Genomic DNA, 24,494 nt, shown 5'->3' with positions numbered 1-24,494 from the left:
CTCAATGCGCCCTGCCCGCCATCGTATCGAAGGAGCCACCATGGAACAGCCCGCCGTCTCACCCACGCTCGCCGGACTGCTGGGGTTCAACGCCGGCTATGTCGATACCGCCGGCTTTCTCGCCCTGCATGGGCTGTTCACGGCCCATGTCACCGGCAACTTCGTCACCCTGGGCGCGACACTGGTGCACGGGACCGGTGGCGCCCTGGCCAAGCTCTCGGCCTTGCCGATCTTTTGCCTGTGCGTGGTGCTGGCGAGGCTGATCCGCTCGCCGGGATGGCTGATGCTCGCCAAGATTCCCCTGCTGTCGGCCGCCGCCGCCATCCTGATCGCATCCGGGCCGTTTCAAGATGCTGACGCGGCCCCCGCTTTCACCGCAGGCATGCTGCTGGTCGCCGCCATGGCCATCCAGAACGCCCTTCAGCGCATGCACCTGTCAAGCGCGCCACCCTCGACGCTGATGACCGGAACCACCACGCAGATCATGCTCGACCTGGCCGACCTCCTGCGCGGTGTGGACGCCCCGGCGCGCTCCCTCGCCCTGGGCAGGATGCGCAAGATGGCATTCGCCATCCTGGTCTTTGCCGCCGGGTGCGGCCTGTCGGCACTCGCCTACGCCTGGGTGGGGATGTGGTGCTTCGCCGTGCCGCCCGCCATCGCCCTGGCTGCAGCGCTTGTCGGTTCGCGCGGTGGGGTGGGCCAGGTTTCGTAGCGTCCAAGAGGGGGCTGCCCATCAGAGCTCGTCGATGCAACTCGCACCACGGATTTTGGACCAGGTACCGGCCTGATGCCCAGGGAGAGCGGCCAGTCGTCCGCACAGTTCGAGCACAAGGCCAAACACATCTAGTCCGAGCAGCTATCGCAGTGGTGAGGGCAACTCATCCAGAGGGTGGGCTTTGGGATGACAACCGGAGGAATACCATGAGCAACACTGAACGGATGAAACTGACCAAGCTAGGAAAAATGATCATCACGAAGGGCGGAATCCGCATTCCTGGCTTCGATGCAGAGAACGTCAGTTGCCAAGAGGTCACAATCATGATCTTCGCCTGGGCTAGACTACCGGGGAGCTTCAGCGTGAGATTCTGAAGACGATAGAGCAACTAGATGGGGGAAGACTGATCATTGATAAAACCATGCCGCCTGACTCTTGAAGTCACGCAATGCAGGCTCCAACGACCTGCTGGACTCCGCATCAAGCTCGTCCCCCAGCAGATTTAACAACTGGATGTTCTGCAACTCGAAAAAGCTCTCGCCATCCATAACGATGACTCTTGCCTTTGCGAGACTCGTATCCAGTTTCTGCGACCAGCGAGCATATTCCGTCAACTTCCGCGGACTGAGTTGTTCGATGTCGCTATCACTCATTTTCTGCAGCTCTTCCGTTGGGGTAAGAAGCTCTTGCCTTAGCGCCTGATGAAGGTCACTCATCCAGAATCTGAGCCCTGCCAACTGACCAGCGACTACCGTTTTCTTGGGCCATCCTTTAGCTAGCCACGCCTCAAGTGTCTGAACCTTCCCATCGGCGTTTTCTTTCGCCATATGGACGTATTGGCGCTCTGCCTCTTCCCTCGTCATGGGAATTCGAGTACCGAGAACAGGGTTATTCAGTTTGCTGCGACCAGTAAGAACACGAACAAGATTTGGATGACACCTATTCAGTAGGATCTTCAACCTGGATACACACTCAGCTGCAGACTTTAAGGAATCCAACTCACTCTGCAATGAACTAATCCGCATCTTGATAGCTCTGATCTGTTCAATATTTCGCTGATGACTCTGTTTCTTCCTGTACAGACTAGTCTTCTCGGTAAAGACGGCACCCAGATGCTTTTTACCACACACGTTCCCAATATTTGTTTCCAAGCCATCCGTAGTACTAATTAGGTAGCCGCGACGATGCGGTGTACGACAATTGCGAATTCCACACTTCACCGACTTGGTATCAGGAAAGATGTAGGCGCCGAGGATATCGAGAAGCTCTCGGCCAGCGCTTTCACCGAAGTCCAAGACCTCTCGATAGTTTGGCCGACTTTCAAGATCGTCGGCTGTCTTGATCTCTAGCGACATCAGTACACATCCCGTTGTGTTGTTGGAAGGCAAACTGCCACTAGCCTACCTCAGTCATCGAATACATCACCACTATCGCCTCCTCTAGGTAGACGGCAGCCGAAAGTACGGTCGGCCATCCGCCAGAACATGACCAGAGAGGAGATGCAACTGACCTGCCCACCGGGAAACTGGTCACCCAGGTAGCCCTAGCCTGCTCGGACAAGCTCAGCTTCGTGCTCGACGACAAGCCGTCAATCCAGCGCCTGCACTTCGAGGACCTGCTGCAAAAGTAGGCAGAAAAAGACGGCGGCTACGATGCCGCGGGCCAGTTCGACGCGAGCTTTGTCCTGATCATGCTCACCTTCCGCCAGCTCCTGCCTGCCATCTTCGATGGTCTTGGGCGGACAAGAAGTCCCCACCGAGATCTGACGCTACGGAGGTTCCATGGATGACTTCTACTACTGCTCCACCACCCCGCGCATCGTCGCCCTGGTACGCGCCTGGTACCTGCAGCGCGACGTGTTCGAGGCCCAGCGGAAGCATCTCGGCGAAGCCTTCGGTGCCGAGGCCTCGGTGATGCGCGGCATCGACTCCCTGCACATCGGCGGCCTGAAGCTGCCCCTGGCGCCCGACATGGACGTGCACTGGCGCCAGCCGGACAACCACGGGTATCGCAACCTACGCACCGCCGGCCAGCCGCCGAAGGGCTCCAGCAAGGCCCACCGCGCCGCGGTCCGCAAGGAACACGCCCGCCTCACCGCCCTCTGGCAGCAGCTGGGCCTCAACACCGGCAGCCTGCTGATGTGCGGCGGCGTCATGTTCGAGATTGGCGGAACCGCCTACTCCAACCTCGGCTTCCCCATCAACGAGCACGAGCACCTGGCCGCAACCGCCAACCACAAACCCTCCTACGGGTGGATCGAAGGCGCCGAGGAAATCCTCTCCAGAGCCTACTTCTCCGCCCGCGACCAGAAGAACCGCACTGCCACGCCCAAGGAGGCCGCCCATGCGTAACGGAAACTCCCACACTGCCGCCAAGTTCGTCGTCCGCCTGCCCGACGGCATGCGCGACCAGGTCGAGCAGCGCAGCAACACCGACCACATCAGCATGAACAGCTTCATCGTCCAGGCAATCGAGGAGAAGCTGGCCCGCGCCGCCGGCAAGCCGGACCTGGTCAGCCACTTCGGCTAACGCCTGGCGGCCTTGGAGCGACGCATGGACGATCGCGCAGGGCTGCTGTCGTGACCATCCACCACTGCTCGATCGACATCGCCAATGGCGTGATCCGCTACGCCAGGACGCCGCGTCGTCTGGATGGCCTGCTGAAGGAGGCCAGCACCGGGCTCAGCCTCCCGGGCGAGGAGGCTCTGCGCCTCGCCTAGGGCATGGCCGACAAAGGCCTCGAGGTCATGCCGATCGGCTGCGACCACTTCGACAGCAGGGCTATTGCCTTGGCCACGAGGAGAAGCCATGAAGCGACCACCCTCCCCCATGCAGGACGAAACGCTCGGGCACATCCGAGCGTTCTGGGCGGAGAAAGGCTAAGCGCCCACCGTAGCCGAGCTGGCCGCCGCGGCCGGCGTCTGCCTCTTCGCCATGCAGCAGCGCCTCGACGCCCTCGAGGAGAAAGGCCACATCAAGCGCGACGCCGGCGTCGCGCGCAACATCCGCCTCCCGTTACCCCTCCTGCGCCTGAATGCCGCGGCTCCGCCGGCGGCACGGCGGCGTTCGCCCTGGAGTGCCCACGCCCCCACCCCGCCCGATCCTCCGCTACCACGGCGGAAAGTGGCTGCTCGCCCCGTGGATCATCCAGCACCTCGCCCCGCACCACACCTACGTCGAGCCGTTCGGCGGGCCGCCTCTATCCTGCTGCGGAAGGCACGCAGCTACGCCGAGATCTACAACGACCTCGACGGGACTTGGTGAACCTCTTCCGCGCCGCCCGTGACCGTGGCGAAGAACGGCTCCAGACGCTGGCATTGACGCCATTCGCCCGGGAGGAATTCGACGCCAGCTACGGCGAGACGACGGATCCGCTTGAGCGCGCCCGGCGAATGGTGGTCCAGTTTCCAGGGCTTCGGCAGCGCGGCAGCCAGCGGTGAGCGCACGGGGTTCCACGCTTTGTCCAGCCGCACCGCTACTTCTCCGGCCATCGACTGGCGCAACTACCCGGAGACCCTGTCGGCGATCATCGACCGCCTGCAAGGGGTGGTAATCGAGTACCGCGACGCCCTGGACGTGATGGCGCACCAAGATCGGCCGAGCACGCTGCACTATGTCGATCCGCCCTACGTCCACTCCACCCGCAGCACCAAGGTCCGCCACAACGCCACCGGCAAGTCATACCGCCACGAGCTGAGCGACACCCAACACCGCGACCTGGCCAAGTTCCTCAAGGAGCTGCGCGGCATGGTCGTGCTCTCCGGCTACCCCTGCCCTCTCTACGACCGCCTCTACCGCGACTGGTACCGCCTGGAGCGCAACGCTCTCGCCGATGGCGCGCGCGATCGCATCGAGTGCCTCTGGCTCAACGAGGCAGCGCGGCGCGGCCTGGCGCAACTCGACATCTTCCACGACACCAAGGAGCTAGCAGCATGACCACTCCCAACGGTGTGCATGCAGTCCTTTTAATCAGCCTTCAGCGTCTTCTGGATTAGCTCTGCCGCATTCTGCATTTCCGGCGATATACCAGAATCGCGATTGTATTCGCTTTGGAGAACCTCTCTTTCCTGGGAAACCAGAGATTCTGCTATAGCTGGAGACAATTTTCTGTGGGAAACCAAGTCGAAAAAGTCCTTGGAAAAGACAATGACAAGTGGCTGTACGCCAAGCTTCGGATTAATGGTACCGAAGAACATCCCTTTTGCTCCGAGGACTCGCTGAAACACAGAACCGCCCTCCAGCCCTTTTGAAATAGCAGCAGCTTGTTCCTCGAAGGCATTCTCAGCGCCCTGTTTCAGCCCGGCTCTGTATGCAGCAATCGCAACCACTACTCCGACAACTGCAATGATCAGTTCTAACACGCCTTCCTCTCCTTGACCGGCCCATGCCGGGCCATTCGAACCTACCTTAAAGAGCATCAAATGGCCACTACTCGTAATGCCCTCGTTCCAGGTACTCTTAGTGCTCTTCCTGACGCCAAGGACAACTCATGACCTCGCCATTCGAGATCGCATTCGAAATCGGCCAGATCTACGATCGCCGTGCGGACATCCACGGGCCTTTCGGCGGAAGCAAGCAAAGCGGTATCGCGCCCTCCCTACGGGTGCCCGCGATCTTCCTCTTCACTGGCGACAGCGGCGAGCAATACGGGTACAGCGATCATTTCGACGATTTCGGCGTATTCCACTACTCGGGAGAGGGTCAGGTCGGCGACATGCAACTGACGGGAGGCAATAAGGCGGTCCTGCAACACGCTCAGACTGGGCGCTCGATTCATCTTTTCAAGGCACTGGGGAAGAAAGCCAGCAAGCGCTACATGGGGGAGTTTGTCTTCGCCGATCATCACTGGAGCGATGGCCTTGATCGAGAAGGCAACATGCGCAAGATCATACGGTTCTGCCTCGTTCCGGTCGGGCGAGTAATCGAGGGGGACGTCGAGGATGAAGTGAAGGCCGACTTCCCGAGCTCTTTGGATGCGGCTCGCGAGTTGGCACTGAAAGCCATAGTGTCCGGCGAAGACGCCAGCCAAGGCGCAGCGATGCGGAACATATATTTGCGCAGCGCTCATGTGAAGAACTACGTACTTCTCCGCGCCGCGGGATATGCGAGTCCTGCGATAAGCCAGCCCCCTTCCTCCGGAAAGATGGCCGTGCCTACCTAGAACCTCACCATATCAATCGGCTATCTGATGGAGGCCTGGATCATCCTCAGTTCGTCGGAGCTGTGTGCCCAACCTGTCACCGTGAAATCCACTATGGGGCCAACGGCGTGAAGAAGAATGAGCGGCTCCGCGCGCACGTGGAAAGCCTGGAAAAAATGCTCGCGAAGAAACTCGCTTGAGGTAGCTACGGGAACAGCAAGGCTATTCCCGTGGTGCTGTGGATTGCGCGCAGTTTGCTCGAACAGGTCCAGGCGAGATACAGGACTTAAGTCACGAATAATGCGATCACTGACACCACCAGCGCTACCAACGAAATCGGAATGGCGAGGCCCGAGTTCTTGTTCGCGTAATCAATCCACTCATCCCACCGATTCATTGACGCGCGGGCGTAGCCTTCAGGGGTTAGCGAGAACTGAGCCCCACCAATGCTCGTCATGTGTCCCGCGTTCCGCAGTTCTACGAGAAGGTCCACCAGCAGGTATCGAACCATGTTTCCGTCCTGCTCGCGAAGTTCAGGCATCCGATCCAGGTAAGCCTCTGCCTCGGTTGTAAGAACCGTGTATTCGTTGAGGTTTCTTGTCCCCTCTCCAAACTCTTCGACGTATTCCGCATAGAAGATCTTCAGCAGCTTGAGCTGCATCTTCTTCGTCACCTTCTTCGTTATGGCCATCGGCGTTCCCTCGCAAAAGGTCATGACGCTAACCCACTCCCTGCCGTTGCGCCACTACGGCGTCGTGGAGCGAATTTCAAGCATCCGTCGATGCCTGCAGTCGCCACCAATAGTCATGATCGTCCCTGTCATGCATCTGCTCCAGCACCGAAGAGCAATTCCCGCATCGATACGTGCGGAAGTATGCCTTTGGCCTAGCGAAATACTGCCAGGACTTCGAATCGATCATCACGAGACCTGAATGCGGACCAGTTCGACCTGGCCCGGAAAGCTGTTGCTGGCAGTCAGCACAGAGAGTCATGTTGTCTCCCTCGGGATACGCAAGGCATCAACCTATCCCCATCTTCTTACGACCTGCCAGCCATACCGACGAAGGGTGGCAAGGAGACCTCATGCCCGCAGAAAATGAGCCGCTGGCCATCACCGGAGTGAACCCCAAGACGCGCGAGTGCACCCTCATCGCGCGGTGCCACCCTGACGACGTGATGGAGGCCCTGGCCGCCGGCTTGGCCGTTATCCCCATCACCGCCGAACAAGCGCGCTGGGCCTTCGGCGAGGTCATCGCCGAGCCGTTCGAACTCGCCAAAGCAGGAGCGCCGTCATGAACCAGTTCGGCACCGAGAACATGGCCAGCCTTGCCGGCGACCTCCTCAGCTGACCGGCCTCCGCCGCCAGCGCCCGAAATAGAACCTCCCCACAAACTCCACGCCACCAGGCGAGGTATCCACATGCCCGAAAAAAGCATCCCCCCGCCGGCCTCAGCTACGCCCGGCAAGCTGCGCTACTTCGCAGCGCTCGACGACTGGCAGGCCATGCTGTCGACCTTCAGCAGCACCCGCAGCCTGCTGGCCGAGGCCCGCACCTGGCTGGGTGACGGCATCAACGCTGGCCGCCTGGCGCGCGATGTCTGGCCCGCCGGCCTGGCCGGACTGCTCGAGCGCATCGACACTGACACCGTCCCGAAACGCCGCCAGCCGGGCATCACCCGCGCGGAGGAGAACAACGTAAGTACAGAGGTGGCATCCATGTCTTCCGCCAAGACAGGAGCAATTGCATCTGCGCACACGCAAAGGTGCGCTTCCATGGCATGTCGAGGAACACGTTGCAACTGATCGGCGTACTCAGATGCCGACAACGAAAATCGAAACTCACATGCAACCAGTCACTGGGGAGACAATGAAAAATCCTCCCCTCGCTCACAAGAATCGGCAATTGCCTGCCCCCTCCAAACTCTGTCGCCAGACCTAATTACCGAACTAAATTGAAACGCGTTACCAATGGACTCAACGAAAAACTCATCTACATCCCCAGCACAATCACCACCCAAATAACTAAATGTTATCCTGCAAACCCAAAATCCTTCATAATCCTTATCATTTTCATCCATTAGCAGTCGATCTTGTAATTTATAAGAGTCCCTTTTCAAAGAATCTATTATTCGCATACCCTCATGATTATTTACTGCACTAAAAATAAACCTCCTTCCTTCTTCATGATTTATCCACGGATGAGATGCCAGAGTTTTTTGAACCTCGTCGCAATCTGGATAGTCTCCAAGCGCAACGGTTGGACCAGTTAGAAACGCCAAAACAGAACCCCAAAAAAACAGCTTATAGCCATTCAGGCCTATGATATTCATGCCGAGCCTCCAAAGCAGATTTCGTATACCTCAGTCTCGCGCCTCAAGCTCCCACGAAACCATGCATTGGTATCCTCCACTTACACTATCCTTATCACAGTCACACTGACTAATTTTTATCTTAGTCTTCGTTGAACTTAGTACTGCCTTACTCTCAGCTTTTGCTCTTGCATAGCTACTAGCGGACTTACACGCTGAAACACGATCAGCTCCGCTACCAGTTTCTTGACCGCTATCGGATTCCGCAAAAACATGAACAGAAAACAATAATAACGAATAGAAAATTAGGCGCCCCATATCACCACCTTCCTCGCAAGCTAATTAGACAAGACCAGAGGAAATCCGAACAAAATTCTCACTAAAACGATCCTAAACAATTGAAATTTCAGTCTAGCAAAACCCAACTGACCTGCTCAGAAATGAGCCTTTCCTTAGGACCACTACAGAGGGGAGTTTAGCTAGTCAGCTCATCATAGCTAGGCGACGGATGCATACAGGCAAACGCGGATCGTCGGGATCACATCGATACTGACCGGCATTTTTCTGAAGGCCCACCGGTTCACACACATCACTTTCGCCATCCACTGAACTCGCGGCGCGGCGGCACTCTACCTGGAGAAACCATGACCATCAGCTACGGATCGGTCTGCAGCGGCATCGAGGCCGCAAGCGTGGCCTGGCACCTGCTGGGCTTCCGCGCCAGTTGGTTCGCAGAGATCGAACCCTTCCCATCCGCCGTGCTGGCCCACCGCTGGCCGGCGGTGCCTAACCTCGGCGACATGACCAAGCTGGCCCGCGAGGTGCTGCTGGGCATCATCGCCGCACAGCTGATCCTGGTGGGCGGCACGCCCTGCCAGGACTTCTCCGTAGCCGGCATGCGCGCCGGCCTGGCCGTGGCCAATCTCTACGCCTACCGCGCAACGGACCCGCGCGAGCTGTGGCGGTGCGCCGATCCGGTCAGTCCGGAAAATGACAGGCACCTGACGGAGCTGGGCGCCGAGTACGGCGACATCGTTTGCGCCTGGGGCTCGCACGCGAGGCCGGAGCGAGTCGCCGCAGTGGTGGGTCTCCTGCTGGCCGCCGGCGCGCGCCTGTGGTGCCTCATCACCAACAGAGACGGCAGCCCGAAGCACCCGCTCTACATCAAGCGTGACCAGCCACTGGTCGAGTGGCAGCCGCCAGCACCGCTCCAGCGCTAACCCCCCATTCAGCACCACCCCCGCCCCTACGGTGAAAACCGCATGGCTGCTGAGCCTGGCCCTCGATAAGGCCGGGTTCGCTCCTACGGCACCACCAGGGTATGCACCTCCTTTCCACCATCGCTGGCCGCCCGCGCCGGCGCGATGAGGTATTGCCCATGGAAAGCGAAATTCTTTCCGATGAGGAACTGGCCGAGATCACCGGCTACAAAGCCATGGCCTGGCAGCGCCGCTGGCTGAAAGAACGAGGCTGGACTTTCGTTGAAAGCCGCGGTCGCCGCCCTCTGGTAGGTCGCCAATATGCACGCATGAAACTGGGCATTCCGCCTGAGACGACCATCATGCAGACGTCGGCACTGCCGGCAACGACCTGGACGCCTGACTTCTCCCGGGTGAGCTAAATACGACCGCGCAACAAGGAAAACCGTGACCTTCCGCCAGGCGTGTACCGGCGGAAGCGCACGCGCAAGAACGGAAAAGTCTGGGTTGGCTACTACTACGAGGATGTGGACGGCAACGAGCGCCCTTTGGGCACCGACCTTGATATGGCCAGGATCAAGTGGGCTGAGCTGGTTGCCAAGGAGAAGCCGGCCGACCTGCGGATCATGGGTGCCATCTTCGACCGCTACATCCGCGACGTGTTGCCAGGCAAGGCGCCCAGGACGCAGAGCGACAACCTGAATGAGATCAAGCAACTCCGGAAGCTGTTCGACGAAGCTCCCATCGACTCCATTACGCCGGCGATGGTCGCGCGTTACCGTGATGCCAGGAAGGCGAAGGTCAGGGCGAACCGGGAAATCGCCACCCTCTCGCATGTCTTCAACATGGCCATCGAATGGGGGCTTACTGGCAATGCAAATCCTTGTCGTGGTGTGCGCAAGAACAAGGAGAAACCGCGCGACTTCTACGCCAGCGATATGATCTGGGACGCGGTCTACCGCAAGGCGGTGCCGGAGTTAAAGGACGCTATGGACCTGGCCTATCTCACCGGCCAGCGGCCGGCGGACGTGCTATCCATGCGCAAGAGCGATATCGATGGCGACTACCTGCTGGTCAAGCAGGCGAAGACCGCGCACAAGGTGCGGATCTTGCTGCGCATCGACGGTGTGGAAACGAGTCTTGGCAGGCTGCTCAAGCAGATTGCCGCCAGGAACGAGCAGTTCAGCAGTCCGTACCTGATCATCAGTGCCCGGGGCAGGCGCGTCGGCGCCTCCATGCTCCGAGATCGCTGGGAAGCAGCCCGTGAGGCGGCCCAGCAAGCGGCCATCGAGGCGGGCGATCCGGAGTTCGGCGCCATCGTCCGGAACTTCCAGTTCAAGGACATCCGGCCGAAAGCGGCAACCGAGATCAACGATCTGAAGGAAGCAAGCCGGCTGCTTGGGCACACAGAGGAGGAGATCACCAAGAAGATCTACATTCGCCGCGGCGCGGTGGCAAGGCCTGCAAAATAGGCGACAGTTTCGGAACTCGTTCCGATTCTTTTCGGAACTCCTGCCATTTTCAGCCCCATCATCGAGCCTTAATGTAGGTCGCCGAAAATGAAAAGGCCCTGAAAAATCAGGGCCTTGAAGATGGCGGAAGTGTAGAGATTCGAACTCTAGGACAGTTGCCCGTCGACGGTTTTCAAGACCGTTGCCTTAAACCACTCGGCCACACTTCCTTTCGGGGGCGCATAGTACCGGATCGCAACACACTGTCAAACTCTGATCCTACGCCTGACAGGCGGGTTTGGTATCATCACTGCAACTATGGTCACGGAATCCCATTCCGCTTACAGGAGTGTCTAGCCATGCAAGAACGGCAATATCTCAACCCCGCCGCGGCGGAGCAACGGGAAGTCAGCGGAGTCCTGCGCAACACCTACGGCCTGCTGGCCATGACCCTGGCCTTCAGCGGCCTGGTCGCCTACGTCTCGCAGCAGCTGCGCCTGCCCTACCCGGGCCTGCTGCTGACCCTGGTCGGCTTCTACGGCCTGTTCTTCGCCACCCTCAAGCTGCGCGACAGCGGCTGGGGCCTGGTAACCACCTTCGCCCTCACCGGCTTCATGGGCTACACCCTCGGCCCGATCCTGAACCTGTACCTGGGCATGGCCAACGGCGCCAACATCATCGCCTCGGCGTTCTTCATGACCGCCCTGGTGTTCTTCGGCCTGTCCGCCTACGTGCTGACCACCCGCAAGGACATGAGCTTCCTGTCCGGCTTCATCACCGCCGGCTTCTTCGTCCTGCTGGGCGCCATCCTGATCTCCTTCTTCGTCCAGATCAGCGGCCTGCAACTGGCGATCAGCGCCGGCTTCGTGCTGTTCTCCTCGGCGGCCATCCTGTTCCAGACCAGCGCCATCATCCACGGTGGCGAGCGCAACTACATCATGGCCACCGTCAGCCTCTACATCTCCATCTACAACATGTTCATCAGCCTGTTGCAGATCTTCGGCATCATGGGCAGCGACGACTGACGCTTCCCGGCAACACCGGAAAAGCCCGCTTCGGCGGGCTTTTTCCTTTTCCGGCGCAGCAAAATCCCCGCACTGGCCTTATCATCGCGTTGTAATCCGCCGACCGGCCCATGCCATGAAATTCGCCATCGCCCTCTTCGCTCCTCCCCACTCGCCCGCCGCCCGGCGCGCCCTGCGCTTCGCCGAGGCGGTGCTCGCCAGCGGCCACGAGATCGTCCGCCTGTTCTTCTACCAGGACGGCGTGCACAGCGCCTCGAGCAACCCGGTGAGCGGCCAGGACGAGCTGGACGTGGCGGCGGCCTGGACGCGCTTCGTCGGCGAGTACCGGCTCGACGCCGTGGTGTGCATCGCCGCCGCCCTGCGCCGTGGCGTGCTCAACGCCGAGGAGGCCGCGCGCTACCAGCGCCCGGCGGCCAACCTGCAGGCGCCCTGGGAGCTGTCCGGCCTCGGCCAGTTGCATGAAGCGGCGCAGTTGGCGGACCGCCTGGTCTGCTTCGGAGGCGACTGATGGCCAAGTCCCTGCTGATCGTCAGCCGCCAGGCCCCGTGGAGCGGCCCCGGCGCCCGCGAGGCGCTGGACATCGCCCTGGCCGGCGGTGCCTTCGACCTGCCCATTGCCTTCCTCTTCCTCGACGATGGGGTATTTCAGCTGGCGCCCGGCCAGGCCCCCGCCAGCCTCGAGCAGAAGGACCTGCAGGCCAACCTGCAGGCCCTGCCGCTGTTCGGCGTCGAAAGGCTCTACGCCGCCGCCCGCAGCCTCGCCGAGCGCGGCCTGCCCAGTGCAGGCCTGAACCTGGCGGTGGAAGTGCTGGACGACCTCGCGCTGCGCCAGCTGACCCAGCAATACGACCAGGTGATCACCCTCTGATGAGCACGCTGCATCTGCTTTCCCACTCCCCGTTCGGCGATGGCCGCTTCGACAGCTGCCTGCAGCTGCTGTCCCACGACGACGGCCTGCTGCTCAGTGGCGATGCCGTCTACGCCCTTGCCGCCGGCAGCGCCCCGCGCCAGCGCCTGGAGCACCTGTCCAACGCCTGCTTCGCCCTCGCCGAGGACCTGCAGGCGCGCGGCCTGCAGGCACAGCTGCCGGCCAACCTGAAGGCGCTGGACTACCCCGCCTTCGTCGAACTCTGCACCCGCTACGACAAGGTCAACGCCTGGCTATGACTACCCTGATGGTGGAAGGGCGCGGCATCGCCCTGGACAAGGACGGCTACCTGCAGTACCTGGACGACTGGTCGGTGCCGGTCGCCGAGGCCCTGGCCCAGCAGGAAGGCCTGCACCTCTCGCCGGAGCACTGGGAAATCCTCCACCTGCTGCGCGAGTTCTATGCGCAGTTCCAGCTGTCGCCGGCCAACCGCCCGCTGATCAAGTACGTAGCCCAGCGCCTGGGCGCGGAAAAGGGCAGCAGCCTGCACCTCAACCTCCTGTTCAAGGGCACCCCGGCCAAGCTTGCCGCCAAGCTCGCCGGCCTGCCGAAGCCGACCAATTGCCTATGACCGCCGCTCCCCTCGTCCTGCAGACACCCGCCGAACACCCCTTCGCGCAGTTCGTGCGCATCCTCGGCAAGGGCAAGCGCGGCGCGCGCAGCCTGACCCGCGAGGAGGCCCGCGAGGCCCTCGGCATGATCCTCGATGGCCAGGTCGAGGAGGCGCAGCTGGGCGCCTTCCTGATGCTGCTGCGGCACAAGGAGGAAAGCGCCGACGAGCTGGCCGGCTTCACCGAGGCCGTGCGCGCCCGCCTGGACGCACCACGGATCGCCGTCGATCTCGACTGGCCCAGCTATGCCGGCAAGAAGCGCCACCTGCCCTGGTACCTGCTGGCCGCCAAGTGCCTGGCCGCCGGCGGCACGCGCATCCTCCTGCACGGCGGCGGCGCGCACACCGCCGGGCGCCTGTACACCGAGCAGTTGCTGCAGACGCTGGACATCCCGCTGTGCCGCGACTGGAGCGCGGTGGACGAAGCGCTCGACCGCGGCGGACTGGCCTTCGCCCCGCTGGTGGACTGGATGCCGGTGCTGCAGCGGATGATCGACCTGCGCAACACCCTCGGCCTGCGCTCGCCCATCCACTCCCTGGTGCGCCTGCTCAACCCGCTGGGGGCCACCTGCATCCTGCAGAGCATCTTCCACCCCGGCTACCAGGAGACCCACCGCGAAGGCAGCCGCCTGCTCGGCGACCGCGCCATCGTGATCAAGGGCGAAGGCGGCGAGATCGAGATCAACCCGGACAGCCCGGCGCACCTCTACGGCACCGAGGCGGGCCAGAGCTGGGACGAGGAATGGCCGGCCCTCTCGGCACTGCGCCACGTCAAGCCGGAGCGGCTGGAGCCGCAGGTGCTGGCGGAGGTCTGGCGCGGCGAACGGGAAGACGCCTACGGCGAGCTGGCGGTGGTCGCCACCATCGCCCTGGGCCTGCGCGGGCTGGGCCGCGACCGCGAGGCGGCCTTCGCCGAGGCCCGGCAACGCTGGGCCGCCCGTGACAAATCGATCGGATAGATAGTTTCCACCCTGTTTTTGCAGCGATCCATCGATGGCAAGGGCGTAGACTGGCTCCCATACCCTTTCATGAGGAGCCAGTCATGGGACAGCTCATCGATGGCCGCTGGCATGACCAGTGGTACGACACCAGCAAGGACGGCCACTTCCAGCGCGAGAACGCGCAACGCCGCAACTGGGTCACCGCCGACGGCAGCGCCGGCCCCAGCGGTGAAGGCGGCTTCCGCGCCGAGGCCGGGCGCTACCACCTGTACGTTTCCCTGGCCTGCCCCTGGGCGCACCGCACGTTGATCTACCGCCAGCTCAAGGGCCTGGCCGGGCTGATCGACGTCTCGGTGGTCAGCTGGCTGATGCTGGAGAACGGCTGGACCTTCGATCGCAGCCTGGGCTCCACCGGCGACGCCCTGGACGGCCTGGAGTTCCTGCACCAGCGCTACACCCGCGACGATCCGCACTACACCGGCCGCGTCACCGTGCCGGTGCTGTGGGACAAGCAGCGCAAGCGCATCGTCAGCAACGAGTCGGCGGAAATCATCCGCATGTTCAACTCGGCCTTCGACGGCCTGACCGGCAACGACCTGGACCTCTACCCCACGCCGTTGCAGGGCGAGATAGACGCGTTGAACGAGCGCATCTACCCGGCGGTGAACAACGGCGTGTACCGCGCCGGCTTCGCCACCACCCAGGCGGCCTATGAAGAGGCCTTCGTCACCCTGTTCGAGGAACTCGACTGCCTGGAGAAGCGCCTGGGCGAACGGCGCTACCTGGCCGGCGAGTACCTGACCGAGGCCGACATCCGCCTGTTCACCACGCTGGTGCGCTTCGACGCCGTGTACCACGGGCACTTCAAGTGCAACCTGCGGCGCCTGGCGGATTACCCGAACCTGTCCGGCTGGCTGCGCGAGCTGTACCAGCTGCCGGGAGTAGCGAGCACGGTGAACTTCCAGCACATCAAGAACCACTATTACGGCAGCCACCGCACCATCAACCCGACCGGCATAGTGCCGCTGGGGCCGCAGCAGGACTTCAGCGGGCCGCACGGGCGCGGGCACCTGCCGGGCAAGGGGATTGCGCGCAAGGGTTGAAGGCGCAACGGTCTTGAACCTCGGCGAGGCCCATGCGGCATGGCGATGGGTATCGCTTCGCTCCACCCATCCTACGGAATCGGCGCTTCGGGTTCGGCCGGGGCGTTGGCGGCAAGAACGGCAACGGCGTACAACCGCGAACGGTTGTACGCCCTACGGGTGGGCCTGGCGTAGGGCGCATAACGCCTCCGGCGTTATCCGCCGTTTGACCTTGGCCGCATTCCGCTCGGTGCCGGGTACGGAGCCGCCGTCGGAGGCGCGCCAGGCTCAACCACGGAGTTCCCGACAGGAAAGGTGTAGCGGCGTACAACCGCGAACGGTTGTACGCCCTACGGGTGGGCCTGGCGTAGGGCGCATAACGCCTCCGGCGTTATCCGCCGATTGACCTTGGCTGCATTCCGCTCGGTGCCGGGCACGGAGCCGCCGTCGCAGGCGCGCCAGGCTCAACCACGGAGTTACCGACAAGAAAGGTGTAGCGGCGGATAACCGCGAACGGTCATTCGCCCTACGGTCAGGAATTCGGCGCCTCAGAGCGGCTTGTCGATGCCGTCGTAGATCTTCTGCAGGGCGTCCAGGCGTTCCTGGTAGCGTTTCTTCAGGCAGGCCTTGTTGCTGCCGCAGGCGCGGCGCTGGTCCAGCCAGGCCAACTGGGCGTCGCCCATGTTGCCGCGCATGCCCATGGCGAACAGGCCGCTGAGCAGGCGGTAGGTGGTGGCCATCTGCACGTCCAGCTCGGACAGCTGGCGGTCGGCGCAGATGGCTTTTTCATCGGTGTGGCGCGCCTTCCTGCAGTCGAAGCTGGCGGCGCCGGCCGGCAAGGCCGCGGCAGCCAGGGCGCAGGCCGCGCCCCAGGCCATCGCAGCGCGCCAGGCTTTCATCGCTGACCTTCGAACCAGGCGAGCTTGTCGCGCAGGGTGACCACCTCGCCGACTATAACCAGCGTCGGCGCGTGCACCTCGTGCTCGGCGACCAATTGCGGCAGGTTGGCCAGGGTACCGGTGAACACCCGCTGGTGTTCGGTGGTGCCCTGCTGGATCAACGCGGCGGGCGTGTCGGCGGAGCGGCCGTGGCGCACCAGCTCCTCGCAGATCACCGGCAGGCCCACCAGGCCCATGTAGAACACCAGGGTCTGGCCCGGGGCCACCAGGTCGTTCCACGGCAGGTCGCTGGTGCCGTCCTTCAGGTGGCCGGTGACGAAGCGCACCGACTGGGCGTAGTCGCGGTGGGTCAGCGGGATGCCGGCGTAGGCCGCGCAGCCGCTGGCCGCGGTGATGCCCGGCACCACCTGGAAGGGGATGCCGTTGGCCGCCAGCTCGTCGATTTCCTCGCCGCCGCGGCCGAAGATGAACGGGTCGCCGCCCTTCAGGCGCAGCACGCGCTTGCCCTGCCGGGCCAGCTCGACCAGCTTGCGGTTGATCTCGTCCTGGGGCACCGCGTGGTCCGCGCGGCGCTTGCCGACGTACAGGCGGTCGGCGTCGCGGCGGCACAGTTCGAGGATGGCCGGGGCCACCAGGCGGTCGTAGAGCACCACGTCGGCCTGCTGCATCAGGCGCAGGGCGCGGAAGGTCAGCAGGTCCGGGTCGCCGGGACCGGCGCCGACCAGGTAGACCTCGCCACGGGCTTCGGCCTGGCCTTTTTCCAGCTTGTCCGCCAGCAGGCGCTCGGCTTCCGCCGGCTGGCCGGCGAGCATGCGTTCGGCCACCGGGCCCTGGAACACCTCTTCCCAGAACTGGCGGCGCTGTTGCAGGTCCGGCAGGCGCCGCTTGACCGCTTCGCGGAAGCGGCTGGCCAGCCCGGCCAGCTGGCCGTAGGTGGCGGGGATCCAGGTTTCCAGCCGTGCCCGCAGCAGGCGCGCCAGCACCGGCGCGTCGCCGCCGCTGGAGACGGCCACCAGCAAGGGCGAGCGATCGACGATGGCGGGGAAGATCACGCTGCACAGCGCCGGCGCGTCCACCACGTTGACCGGCACGCCGCGGGCGTGGGCATCGCGGGAGACCTGGGCATTCAGCGGCTCGTCGTCGGTGGCGGCGATGGCCAGCACGCAGTCGGCCAGGTCGCCCTCGGCGTAGCGGCGTTCGAGCAGTTCGCCAGCGCCCTGCTCCACCAGTTCGCGCAGCTCGCTGTGGACCTGGGGCGCGACCACCCGCAGCACGGCGCCCGCGCTGTCGAGCAGGCGCGCCTTGCGCAGGGCGACCTCACCGCCGCCGACCAGGAGTGCGCGACGCCCGCGCAGGACGTGGAACAGCGGCAGCGCATCCATCTCAGCCGATCACCTCGATGCCGCCCATGTAGGGCTTGAGCACCTCGGGTACGCGGATGCTGCCGTCGGCCTGCTGGTAGTTCTCCAGCACGGCGACCAGGGTGCGGCCCACCGCCAGGCCGGAGCCGTTGAGGGTGTGCAGCAGTTCCGGCTTGCCGGTTTCCGGGTTGCGGAAGCGCGCCTGCATGCGGCGGGCCTGGAAGTCGCCGCAGTTGGAGCAGGAGGAAATCTCGCGGTACTTGTCCTGGCTCGGCACCCAGACTTCCAGGTCGTAGGTCTTCGCCGCGCTGAAGCCCATGTCGCCGGTGCACAGCGCCAGCACGCGGTACGGCAGCTCCAGGGCCTGCAGCACCTTCTCGGCGTTGCCGACCAGGCTTTCCAGGGCTTCCCAGGACTTGGCCGGGTCGACGATCTGCACCATCTCGACCTTGTCGAACTGGTGCTGGCGGATCATCCCGCGGGTGTCGCGGCCCGAGGCGCCGGCTTCACTGCGGAAGCACGGGGTGTGGGCGACGAACTTCAGCGGCAGCTCCCTGGCGTCGAGGATCAGCCCGGCGACGATGTTGGTCAGGGAGACTTCGGCGGTGGGGATCAGGTACAGGTCGGCCTCGCCGTCGCGGCCGATCTTGAACAGGTCTTCCTCGAACTTCGGCAGCTGGCCGGTGCCCTGCAGCGCCGGCGCCTGCACCAGGTACGGGGTGTAGGCCTCCTCGTAGCCGTGCTCGCGGGTGTGCAGGTCGATCATGAACTGCGCCAGGGCGCGGTGCAGGCGGGCGATGGGGCCGCGCATCAGGGCGAAGCGGGCGCCGGACAGCCGCGCGGCGGTCTCGAAGTCCAGCCAGCCGTGCTGCTCGCCGAGGGCGACGTGGTCCTTGATGGCGAAGTCGAAGCTGCGCGGGGTGCCCCAGCGGCGCACTTCGAGGTTGTCTTCCTCGTCCGCGCCCACCGGCACCGACTCGTGGGGCAGGTTGGGGATGGTCAGCAGCAGCGCGTCCAGCTCGGCCTGGATCACGTCCAGCTCGCGCTTGCCGGCTTCCAGCTCGTCGGCCATGCGGTTGACCTCAGCCTTGAGCGGCTCGACGTCCTCGCCACGCTTCATGGCCTGGCCGATCGACTTGGAACGCGCGTTGCGCTCGGCCTGCAGGGTCTCGGTGCGGGTCTGCACGGACTTGCGCTGGTTCTCCAGCGCCTCGATGCGCGCCACGTCCAGGGTGAAGCCACGGGCGGCGAGGCGGTCGGCCACTTCCTGCGGCTGGGTGCGTACCAGTTTGGAATCGAGCATGGTCTGTTCTCGTGTCTAGTGTCGGCGGCGCTCGGGCGCCGCTCAGGATTTTCTGCGTTTTCTCGGGCTGGCCCGGTCCAGGGCCGCCAGGTGCTTGAGCTTCTCGCCGATCTTCAGTTCCAGGCCACGGGGCACGGGCTGGTAATACTGGCGCGGTTCGAGCCCTTCGGGGAAGTAGTCTTCCCCGGCGGCGTAGGCGTCGGGTTCGTCATGGGCGTAACGATACTCCTCGCCGTAGCCGAGGTTCTTCATCAGTTTGGTCGGTGCGTTGCGCAGGTGCAGCGGCACTTCCAGCGAGCCGTTCTCGGCGACGTCGCGGCGCGCCGTGTTGTAGGCGTTGTAGACCGCGTTGCTCTTCGGCGCGCAGGCCAGGTAGACGATGGCCTGGGCGATGGCCAGTTCGCCTTCCGGGCTGCCCAGGCGCTCCTGCACGTCCCAGGCGTGCAGGCACAGGGTCAGGGCGCGGGGGTCGGCGTTGCCGATGTCCTCGCTGGCCATGCGCACCACGCGGCGGGCGATGTACAGCGGGTCGCAGCCGCCGTCGAGCATGCGCGCGTACCAGTAGAGCGCGCCGTCGGGGCTTGAGCCGCGCACCGACTTGTGCAGGGCGCTGATCTGGTCGTAGAAGGCCTCGCCGCCCTTGTCGAAGCGCCGGCGGCTGTCGCCCAGCAGGTTCTGCAGCAGTTCGGGGCTGATCTCGCCGCCGTCCTCGGCCAGGTCGGAGGCGTTCTCCAGCAGGTTGAGCAGGCGCCGGCCGTCACCGTCGGCGGCGGCCATGAGGATGGCGAAGCTCTCGTCCGGCAGGCTCAGGTGGCGCTTGCCGAGGCCCTTGTCCTCGCTCAGCGCGCGCTGCACCAGCTTGCGCAGAGCGGCCTCGTCCAGGCTTTTCAGCACGTAGACGCGGGCCCGCGAGAGCAGTGCGTTGTTCAGCTCGAACGAGGGGTTCTCGGTGGTGGCGCCGATGAAGATCAGGGTGCCGTCTTCGACGTAGGGCAGGAAGGCGTCCTGCTGGCTCTTGTTGAAGCGGTGCACCTCGTCGACGAAGAGGATGGTGCGGCGGCCGTACTGCGCGGCCTGCTGCTTGGCCATCTCCACCGACTGGCGGATTTCCTTCACCCCCGAGAGCACCGCGGAGATGGTCTCGAAGTGGGCGTCGGAGACCTGCGCCAGCAGCTTGGCCAGGGTGGTCTTGCCCACCCCCGGCGGGCCCCAGAAGATCATCGAGTGCAGCGCGCCCTGCTCCAGCGCCTCGCGCAGCGGCTTGCCGCGGGCGAGCAGGTGCTCCTGGCCGACGTATTCGTCCAGGCTGGCGGCGCGCAGGCGCGCGGCCAGGGGCTGGGCTACGGGTTCGGAACGGAACAGGTCCACGCTGCTACCTCACAGGCGCCGGCGGCGCCCGCTCACTCCTGGATGACGTCGACGCCCTTGGGCGCCTCGAAGACGAACTGCTTGGCGTCCACCGGCTGGTTCATCTTCACGTCGAAGAACAGGATGTTGGTGCGCTGGCCGACGCTGTCGATCAGCTGCATGTCGTTGACCACCCCGTTGCGGAAGGAAATCCGCAGGTTGTCGAACAGGGTGTCCTTGTCCTTCGGCTTGAGGATGAAGTCGACCACGTTGCCGCCATCCTTGCTGGTGATGTCGAAGCTCTCGTGGATCTTCGAGATGTCACCGGAGAGCAGCAGCGCCGGGGTCTGGGTCAGGCGCTGGTCGAGCTTCTGGATGGTCACCTGCTGCAGGTCCGGGTCGTACAGCCAGATCTTCTCGCCGTTGGAGATCAGCAGCTGCTCCTGGGGCGCGTCGGTGTGCCAGCGGAACAGGCCCGGGCGCTTGAGCGCCAGGTTGCCGGCGGTCTCCTGCAGGCGGGTGCCGCTGCCGTCCAGGGTCAGCTGGGAGAAGCGCGCGCTCAGGGTCTGGGCCTTGCTCAGCATCGCACTCAGGCGCTGGGTGGCGGCATCGTCGGCGTGGGCCTGGATGCCGGCGACGGCCAGCGCGGCAAGCACGAGCATGCGGATCAGTCGCATGGAAATCCTCGATCAGTCGCGGATGGGGGCCGGCGCGGTCACTTCGCGCGAGCCGTTGGAATTCATCGGGGTGACCACACCGGCCATTTCCATCGCCTCGATCATGCGCGCGGCGCGGTTGTAGCCGATCTTCAGCTTGCGCTGCACCGCGGAGATGGAGGCGCGGCGGCTCTCGGTGACGAAGCGTACGGCCTCGTCGTACAGCGGGTCGTCCTCGCTACCCTCGCCACCTTCACCGCCGCCGCCACCTTCGAAGCTGCCGCCACCGCCTTCATCGGCGCCGGCGAGGATGTCCTCGATGTAGTCGGGCGCGCCGCGCAGCTTCCAGGCCTCGACCACGCGGTGCACCTCGTCGTCGGAGACGAAGGCGCCGTGGACGCGGATCGGCAGGCCGGTGCCCGGCGGCAGGTAGAGCATGTCGCCGTGGCCGAGCAGCTGTTCGGCGCCGCCCTGGTCGAGGATGGTCCGCGAGTCGATCTTGCTCGACACCTGGAAGGCGATGCGGGTCGGGATGTTGGCCTTGATCAGGCCGGTGATCACGTCCACCGAGGGGCGCTGGGTGGCGAGGATCAGGTGGATGCCCGCGGCCCGCGCCTTCTGCGCGATACGGGCGATCAGCTCTTCGACCTTCTTGCCGACGATCATCATCATGTCGGCGAATTCGTCCACCACCACCACTATGGTCGGCAGCGTGTGCAGCAGCGGCGCCTCGTCTTCCATGCTCTCGCGGCGGTACAGCGGGTCGGTCAGCGGCGTGCCGGCCTCCTCGGCGTCCTTCACCTTGCGGTTGAAGCCGGCCAGGTTGCGCACGCCCATGGCGGCCATCAGCTTGTAGCGCCGCTCCATCTCGGCGACGCTCCAGCGCAGGGCGTTGGCCGCCTCCTTCATGTCGGTGACCACCGGGCAGAGCAGGTGCGGGATGCCCTCGTAGATCGACAGTTCGAGCATCTTCGGGTCGATCATGATCAGCCGCGCATCCTGGGGCGTGGACTTGAACAGGATCGACAGCAGCATGGCGTTCACGCCCACCGACTTGCCCGAGCCGGTGGTACCGGCCACCAGCAGGTGCGGCATCTTCGCAAGGTCGGTGATGACCGGGTGGCCACCGATGTCGTGGCCCAGGGCCAGTGGCACGGTGGACTTGTGCTCGTCGTACTCCGGCGACATCAGCACTTCGGAGAAGCGCACCATCTGCCGGTCTTCGTTGGGGATCTCGATGCCCACGGTGGTCTTGCCGGGGATGACCTCGACCACCCGCACGCTGATCACCGCCAGCGAGCGCGCCAGGTCCTTGGCCAGGTTGGAGATGCGGCTGACCTTCACCCCCGCCGCCGGCTGGATTTCGAAACGGGTGATCACCGGGCCCGGATGCACCGACTCGACCACCACCTCGACGCCGAACTCCTTGAGCTTGATCTCCAGCAGGCGCGACATGGCCTCCAGCGACTCCGGGGAGTAGCTGCGCTTCTTCTCGCCGGCCGGGTCGAGGATCGACAGCGGCGGCAGGGTGCCTTCGACGGCGGTGTCGACGAACAGCGGCGCCTGTTTTTCCTTGAGCACGCGCTTGCTGGGCTCGGCGGGCTTGGGCGGCGGCGGCGCGTCGATCTTCGGCGCCGGGCGCTTCTCGCGCTCCTGCACGCTCTTGGCCAGGGCCTCCTCGCGCTCGATCAGGCGCTCCTTGACCTTGGCCTGCTCGCGGCGGTCGGGCACCACGGGCGCAGCCACCTCGGCAACGCGCTCGTCCACCTCGCGCAATTGCGCGACCAGCTGCCGGTGCTCGCTGCGCGCGCTCCACCAGCGGTTGAAGGCGTTCTGGATCAGCTCGAAGAGGTCCAGGGTGATCTTCCCGGTGACGTCCATCACCTGGAACCAGGACAGGTCGGCGAACACGGTCAGGCCGAACAGGAACAGGGCGATGAACAGCAGGGTGCTGCCCTGCACGTTGAGGGCGTTCAGCGCCAGCTGGCCGAGGCTCTCGCCCACGGCGCCGCCGGCGGAGGCCGGCAGGTGGCCGCCGCCGATGTGGAAATGGATGTAGGCCAGCGCCGAGCCGGAGAGGATCAGGAACACCAGGCCGATCAGCCGCCAGGAGAACAGCCAGCCGCTGAACTCCCAGGCCATGTGGCGCTTGCGGAAGATCTGCCAGGTCTTGACCCCCAGCAGCAGCGGGAACAGGTAGGCGAAGTACCCCAGCGCGACGAAGAGGATGTCGGCGCTCAGGGCCCCCAGGCGACCAGCGGCATTCTGCACCTGCTCGACGTGGCTGGAATGGCTCCAGCCCGGATCGGACGAATCGTAGGTGAGCAGCGCCATCCACAGGTAAAGGCAGAGCGCGCCGAGCGCGATCAGGGCCCCTTCCTTCAGGCGAATGTGCAATTGCTGACGCCAGGCTGCGGCGTGGCTAGCGGTGGTCGAGTCCTTCAAAACGCGTCTATTCCTGCGCACTGGGCGCGTCCGAGAGTCATCTGTCGACAAAACGGGCCTATTGTACGGCTTTGGCCGCTCGATGCCACAGGGCCCGCCACGGCGCCTTTTGCCGCCTTTTCCAGGTTCGGTGTAGCATAGCCCACCAAGGTTTCACGGCTGCTCAATTGGAGCATGCATTCTCTTACGTGACAAAGGCTTATGGAGTCTTTTTATGAGTGAAGTCAAGCATTCGCGCCTGATCGTCCTGGGCTCCGGCCCGGCGGGTTACACCGCTGCCGTGTACGCCGCGCGGGCCAACCTCAAGCCTGTTGTCATCACCGGCATCCAGCCCGGCGGCCAGCTCACCACCACCACCGAGGTCGACAACTGGCCCGGCGACGTCGAAGGCCTGACCGGTCCCGCCCTGATGGAGCGCATGGAGCAGCACGCCAAGCGTTTCGATACCGAGATCGTCTACGACCACATCCACACCGCCGAGTTGCAGCAGAAGCCGTTCATCCTCAAGGGTGACAGCGGCACCTACAGCTGCGACGCGCTGATCATCGCCACCGGCGCCTCCGCGCAATACCTGGGCATGGCTTCGGAAGAGGCCTTCATGGGCAAGGGCGTTTCCGCCTGCGCCACCTGCGACGGCTTCTTCTACCGCAACCAGGTGGTCTGCGTGGTCGGCGGCGGCAACACCGCCGTCGAGGAAGCGCTGTACCTGGCCAACATCGCCAAGGAAGTGCACCTGATCCACCGCCGCGACAAGCTGCGCTCGGAGAAGATCCTCCAGGACAAGCTGTTCGAGAAGGCGAAGAACGGCAACGTGCGCCTGCACTGGAACACCACCCTGGACGAAGTCCTGGGCGACGACATGGGCGTGGTCGGCGTGCGCCTGAAGGACGCGAACAGCGGCGAGACCCGCCAGCTGGACCTGGCCGGCGTGTTCATCGCCATCGGCCACAAGCCCAACACCGACCTGTTCACCGGCCAGCTGGAAATGCGCGACGGCTACCTGGTGGTCAAGGGCGGCGGCGAAGGCAATGCCACCGCCACCAGCATCCCCGGCGTGTTCGCCGCCGGCGACGTGGCCGACCAC

General features: G+C 64.0%; 30 protein-coding genes, 1 tRNA gene and 2 pseudogenes. 22 read left to right on the top strand and 11 right to left on the bottom strand.

Annotation, left to right across the window (positions count from 1 at the left end; genetic code table 11):
- Window positions 1-40: 40 nt before the first annotated feature.
- Together DK254_RS24090 and DK254_RS34195 are read left to right on the top strand one after the other, a co-directional pair.
- Window positions 41-712 carry a YoaK family protein gene (locus DK254_RS24090; RefSeq protein ID WP_109935870.1) on the top strand — a complete coding sequence of 224 codons (672 nt, stop codon included), beginning with the start codon at window positions 41-43 and terminating at the stop codon, window positions 710-712.
- Between the two features lie 209 nt (window positions 713-921).
- Entirely contained in the window at window positions 922-1,089 is a 168-nt protein-coding gene (locus DK254_RS34195; RefSeq protein WP_158546436.1) for a hypothetical protein, read from the top strand.
- A 33-nt stretch (window positions 1,090-1,122) separates the two neighbouring features.
- On the opposite strand, the gene DK254_RS33885 is transcribed toward DK254_RS34195, so the two are convergent.
- Window positions 1,123-2,070 carry a hypothetical protein gene (locus DK254_RS33885; RefSeq protein WP_146219642.1) on the bottom strand — a complete coding sequence of 316 codons (948 nt, stop codon included), beginning with the start codon at window positions 2,068-2,070 and terminating at the stop codon, window positions 1,123-1,125.
- A gap of 120 nt (window positions 2,071-2,190) precedes the next feature.
- Between DK254_RS33885 and rdgC the strand changes: the two are divergent.
- The 5 genes and pseudogenes from rdgC to DK254_RS35075 form a co-directional block, all read left to right on the top strand.
- A pseudogene (gene rdgC, locus DK254_RS24080) lies at window positions 2,191-2,504 on the top strand (recombination-associated protein RdgC); the annotation flags it as partial.
- Window positions 2,497-3,066, top strand: coding sequence for a hypothetical protein (locus tag DK254_RS24075; protein ID WP_109935868.1), 570 nt, complete (start codon window positions 2,497-2,499; stop codon window positions 3,064-3,066). The pseudogene rdgC and the gene DK254_RS24075, both read left to right, overlap by 8 nt.
- Window positions 3,059-3,244 carry a YlcI/YnfO family protein gene (locus DK254_RS24070; RefSeq protein ID WP_109935867.1) on the top strand — a complete coding sequence of 62 codons (186 nt, stop codon included), beginning with the start codon at window positions 3,059-3,061 and terminating at the stop codon, window positions 3,242-3,244. Before DK254_RS24075 ends, DK254_RS24070 begins: the two co-directional genes overlap by 8 nt.
- A 50-nt stretch (window positions 3,245-3,294) precedes the next feature.
- A complete protein-coding gene (locus tag DK254_RS34190; protein ID WP_158546435.1) occupies window positions 3,295-3,435 on the top strand; it encodes a hypothetical protein in 141 nt (46 codons plus the stop codon).
- 314 nt (window positions 3,436-3,749) lie between these two features.
- Window positions 3,750-4,651, top strand: a pseudogene (locus tag DK254_RS35075) (DNA adenine methylase).
- 29 nt (window positions 4,652-4,680) lie between these two features.
- Here the strand turns inward: DK254_RS35075 and DK254_RS33880 are convergent.
- Window positions 4,681-5,076 carry a hypothetical protein gene (locus tag DK254_RS33880; RefSeq protein WP_146219641.1) on the bottom strand — a complete coding sequence of 132 codons (396 nt, stop codon included), beginning with the start codon at window positions 5,074-5,076 and terminating at the stop codon, window positions 4,681-4,683.
- Window positions 5,077-5,204: 128 nt separating this feature from the next.
- Between DK254_RS33880 and DK254_RS24055 the strand changes: the two genes are divergently transcribed.
- On the top strand, window positions 5,205-5,876 hold the full coding sequence (locus tag DK254_RS24055) for a hypothetical protein (RefSeq protein WP_218281452.1): 672 nt from the start codon (window positions 5,205-5,207) through the stop codon (window positions 5,874-5,876).
- Window positions 5,765-6,055, top strand: coding sequence for an HNH endonuclease signature motif containing protein (locus tag DK254_RS35265; RefSeq protein WP_218281472.1), 291 nt, complete (start codon window positions 5,765-5,767; stop codon window positions 6,053-6,055). The genes DK254_RS24055 and DK254_RS35265 overlap by 112 nt, the downstream gene beginning before the upstream one ends.
- Before the next feature lie 86 nt (window positions 6,056-6,141).
- Here DK254_RS35265 and DK254_RS34185 read toward each other — a convergent pair whose 3' ends face one another.
- On the bottom strand, window positions 6,142-6,516 hold the full coding sequence (locus tag DK254_RS34185) for a hypothetical protein (RefSeq protein ID WP_158546434.1): 375 nt from the start codon (window positions 6,514-6,516) through the stop codon (window positions 6,142-6,144).
- Window positions 6,517-6,938: 422 nt separating this feature from the next.
- Between DK254_RS34185 and DK254_RS24045 the strand changes: the two genes are divergently transcribed.
- Together DK254_RS24045 and DK254_RS24040 are read left to right on the top strand one after the other, a co-directional pair.
- The gene (locus DK254_RS24045) at window positions 6,939-7,151 is read left to right on the top strand and encodes a hypothetical protein (RefSeq protein ID WP_109935865.1); all 213 of its coding nucleotides are present in this window, start codon (window positions 6,939-6,941) and stop codon (window positions 7,149-7,151) included.
- Between the two features lie 123 nt (window positions 7,152-7,274).
- Window positions 7,275-7,658, top strand: a complete 384-nt coding sequence (locus DK254_RS24040; RefSeq protein WP_109935864.1) for a hypothetical protein — start codon at window positions 7,275-7,277, stop codon at window positions 7,656-7,658.
- Window positions 7,659-7,708: 50 nt separating this feature from the next.
- On the opposite strand, the gene DK254_RS33875 is transcribed toward DK254_RS24040, so the two are convergent.
- The gene (locus DK254_RS33875; protein ID WP_146219640.1) at window positions 7,709-8,185 is read right to left on the bottom strand and encodes a hypothetical protein; all 477 of its coding nucleotides are present in this window, start codon (window positions 8,183-8,185) and stop codon (window positions 7,709-7,711) included.
- Window positions 8,186-8,808: 623 nt separating this feature from the next.
- Here DK254_RS33875 and DK254_RS35260 point away from each other — a divergent pair.
- From DK254_RS35260 to DK254_RS24025, 3 genes are all read left to right on the top strand, one after another.
- A complete protein-coding gene (locus DK254_RS35260) occupies window positions 8,809-9,384 on the top strand; it encodes a DUF1643 domain-containing protein (protein ID WP_109935863.1) in 576 nt (191 codons plus the stop codon).
- A gap of 158 nt (window positions 9,385-9,542) precedes the next feature.
- Window positions 9,543-9,785, top strand: a complete 243-nt coding sequence (locus DK254_RS24030; protein ID WP_109935862.1) for a DUF4224 domain-containing protein — start codon at window positions 9,543-9,545, stop codon at window positions 9,783-9,785.
- Window positions 9,786-10,835: a tyrosine-type recombinase/integrase gene (locus tag DK254_RS24025; protein WP_109935861.1), complete on the top strand. Its 1,050-nt coding sequence runs from the start codon at window positions 9,786-9,788 to the stop codon at window positions 10,833-10,835.
- A gap of 121 nt (window positions 10,836-10,956) precedes the next feature.
- Here the strand turns inward: DK254_RS24025 and DK254_RS24020 are convergent.
- Window positions 10,957-11,044 (bottom strand) — tRNA-Ser (locus DK254_RS24020).
- Window positions 11,045-11,173: 129 nt separating this feature from the next.
- Between DK254_RS24020 and DK254_RS24015 the strand changes: the two genes are divergently transcribed.
- From DK254_RS24015 to DK254_RS23985, 7 genes are all read left to right on the top strand, one after another.
- Window positions 11,174-11,839, top strand: a complete 666-nt coding sequence (locus DK254_RS24015) for a Bax inhibitor-1/YccA family protein (protein WP_109935860.1) — start codon at window positions 11,174-11,176, stop codon at window positions 11,837-11,839.
- 115 nt (window positions 11,840-11,954) lie between these two features.
- Window positions 11,955-12,347 carry a sulfurtransferase complex subunit TusD gene (tusD, locus tag DK254_RS24010; protein ID WP_109935859.1) on the top strand — a complete coding sequence of 131 codons (393 nt, stop codon included), beginning with the start codon at window positions 11,955-11,957 and terminating at the stop codon, window positions 12,345-12,347.
- A complete protein-coding gene (gene tusC / locus DK254_RS24005; RefSeq protein ID WP_109935858.1) occupies window positions 12,347-12,706 on the top strand; it encodes a sulfurtransferase complex subunit TusC in 360 nt (119 codons plus the stop codon). The genes tusD and tusC overlap by 1 nt, the downstream gene beginning before the upstream one ends.
- Window positions 12,706-13,005: a sulfurtransferase complex subunit TusB gene (gene tusB, locus DK254_RS24000; protein ID WP_109935857.1), complete on the top strand. Its 300-nt coding sequence runs from the start codon at window positions 12,706-12,708 to the stop codon at window positions 13,003-13,005. Before tusC ends, tusB begins: the two co-directional genes overlap by 1 nt.
- The gene (locus DK254_RS23995; protein WP_109935856.1) at window positions 13,002-13,337 is read left to right on the top strand and encodes a TusE/DsrC/DsvC family sulfur relay protein; all 336 of its coding nucleotides are present in this window, start codon (window positions 13,002-13,004) and stop codon (window positions 13,335-13,337) included. The genes tusB and DK254_RS23995 overlap by 4 nt, the downstream gene beginning before the upstream one ends.
- The gene (locus tag DK254_RS23990) at window positions 13,334-14,335 is read left to right on the top strand and encodes a glycosyl transferase family protein (protein WP_109935855.1); all 1,002 of its coding nucleotides are present in this window, start codon (window positions 13,334-13,336) and stop codon (window positions 14,333-14,335) included. Before DK254_RS23995 ends, DK254_RS23990 begins: the two co-directional genes overlap by 4 nt.
- Window positions 14,336-14,418: 83 nt before the next feature.
- Window positions 14,419-15,420, top strand: a complete 1,002-nt coding sequence (locus DK254_RS23985; protein WP_109935854.1) for a glutathione S-transferase family protein — start codon at window positions 14,419-14,421, stop codon at window positions 15,418-15,420.
- A gap of 527 nt (window positions 15,421-15,947) precedes the next feature.
- Here the strand turns inward: DK254_RS23985 and DK254_RS23980 are convergent.
- Genes DK254_RS23980 through ftsK form a run of 6 tightly spaced genes read right to left on the bottom strand, consistent with a single transcriptional unit; the run spans window position 15,948 to window position 23,431 of the window.
- Entirely contained in the window at window positions 15,948-16,277 is a 330-nt protein-coding gene (locus DK254_RS23980) for a lysozyme inhibitor LprI family protein (RefSeq protein WP_109935853.1), read from the bottom strand.
- Window positions 16,278-16,294: 17 nt separating this feature from the next.
- On the bottom strand, window positions 16,295-17,680 hold the full coding sequence (gene cysG / locus DK254_RS23975; protein WP_109935852.1) for a siroheme synthase CysG: 1,386 nt from the start codon (window positions 17,678-17,680) through the stop codon (window positions 16,295-16,297).
- 1 nt (window position 17,681) lies between these two features.
- Window positions 17,682-18,962, bottom strand: coding sequence for a serine--tRNA ligase (gene serS / locus DK254_RS23970; RefSeq protein ID WP_109935851.1), 1,281 nt, complete (start codon window positions 18,960-18,962; stop codon window positions 17,682-17,684).
- A gap of 42 nt (window positions 18,963-19,004) precedes the next feature.
- Window positions 19,005-20,330: a replication-associated recombination protein A gene (locus tag DK254_RS23965; RefSeq protein WP_109935850.1), complete on the bottom strand. Its 1,326-nt coding sequence runs from the start codon at window positions 20,328-20,330 to the stop codon at window positions 19,005-19,007.
- Window positions 20,331-20,362: 32 nt separating this feature from the next.
- On the bottom strand, window positions 20,363-20,986 hold the full coding sequence (gene lolA / locus DK254_RS23960; RefSeq protein ID WP_089394866.1) for an outer membrane lipoprotein chaperone LolA: 624 nt from the start codon (window positions 20,984-20,986) through the stop codon (window positions 20,363-20,365).
- A 12-nt stretch (window positions 20,987-20,998) separates the two neighbouring features.
- On the bottom strand, window positions 20,999-23,431 hold the full coding sequence (ftsK, locus tag DK254_RS23955; RefSeq protein ID WP_177412107.1) for a DNA translocase FtsK: 2,433 nt from the start codon (window positions 23,429-23,431) through the stop codon (window positions 20,999-21,001).
- A 193-nt stretch (window positions 23,432-23,624) separates the two neighbouring features.
- Between ftsK and trxB the strand changes: the two genes are divergently transcribed.
- Window positions 23,625-24,494 (top strand): thioredoxin-disulfide reductase (gene trxB / locus DK254_RS23950; protein ID WP_218281450.1); only part of this gene is annotated, 870 nt, incomplete at its 3' end.

The sequence above is a fragment of the Pseudomonas sp. RW407 genome (genome assembly GCF_003176655.1).
Taxonomy (GTDB): Bacteria; Pseudomonadota; Gammaproteobacteria; order Pseudomonadales; family Pseudomonadaceae; genus Pseudomonas; species Pseudomonas delhiensis.
This window is presented reverse-complemented; position numbering and strand designations above follow the sequence as displayed.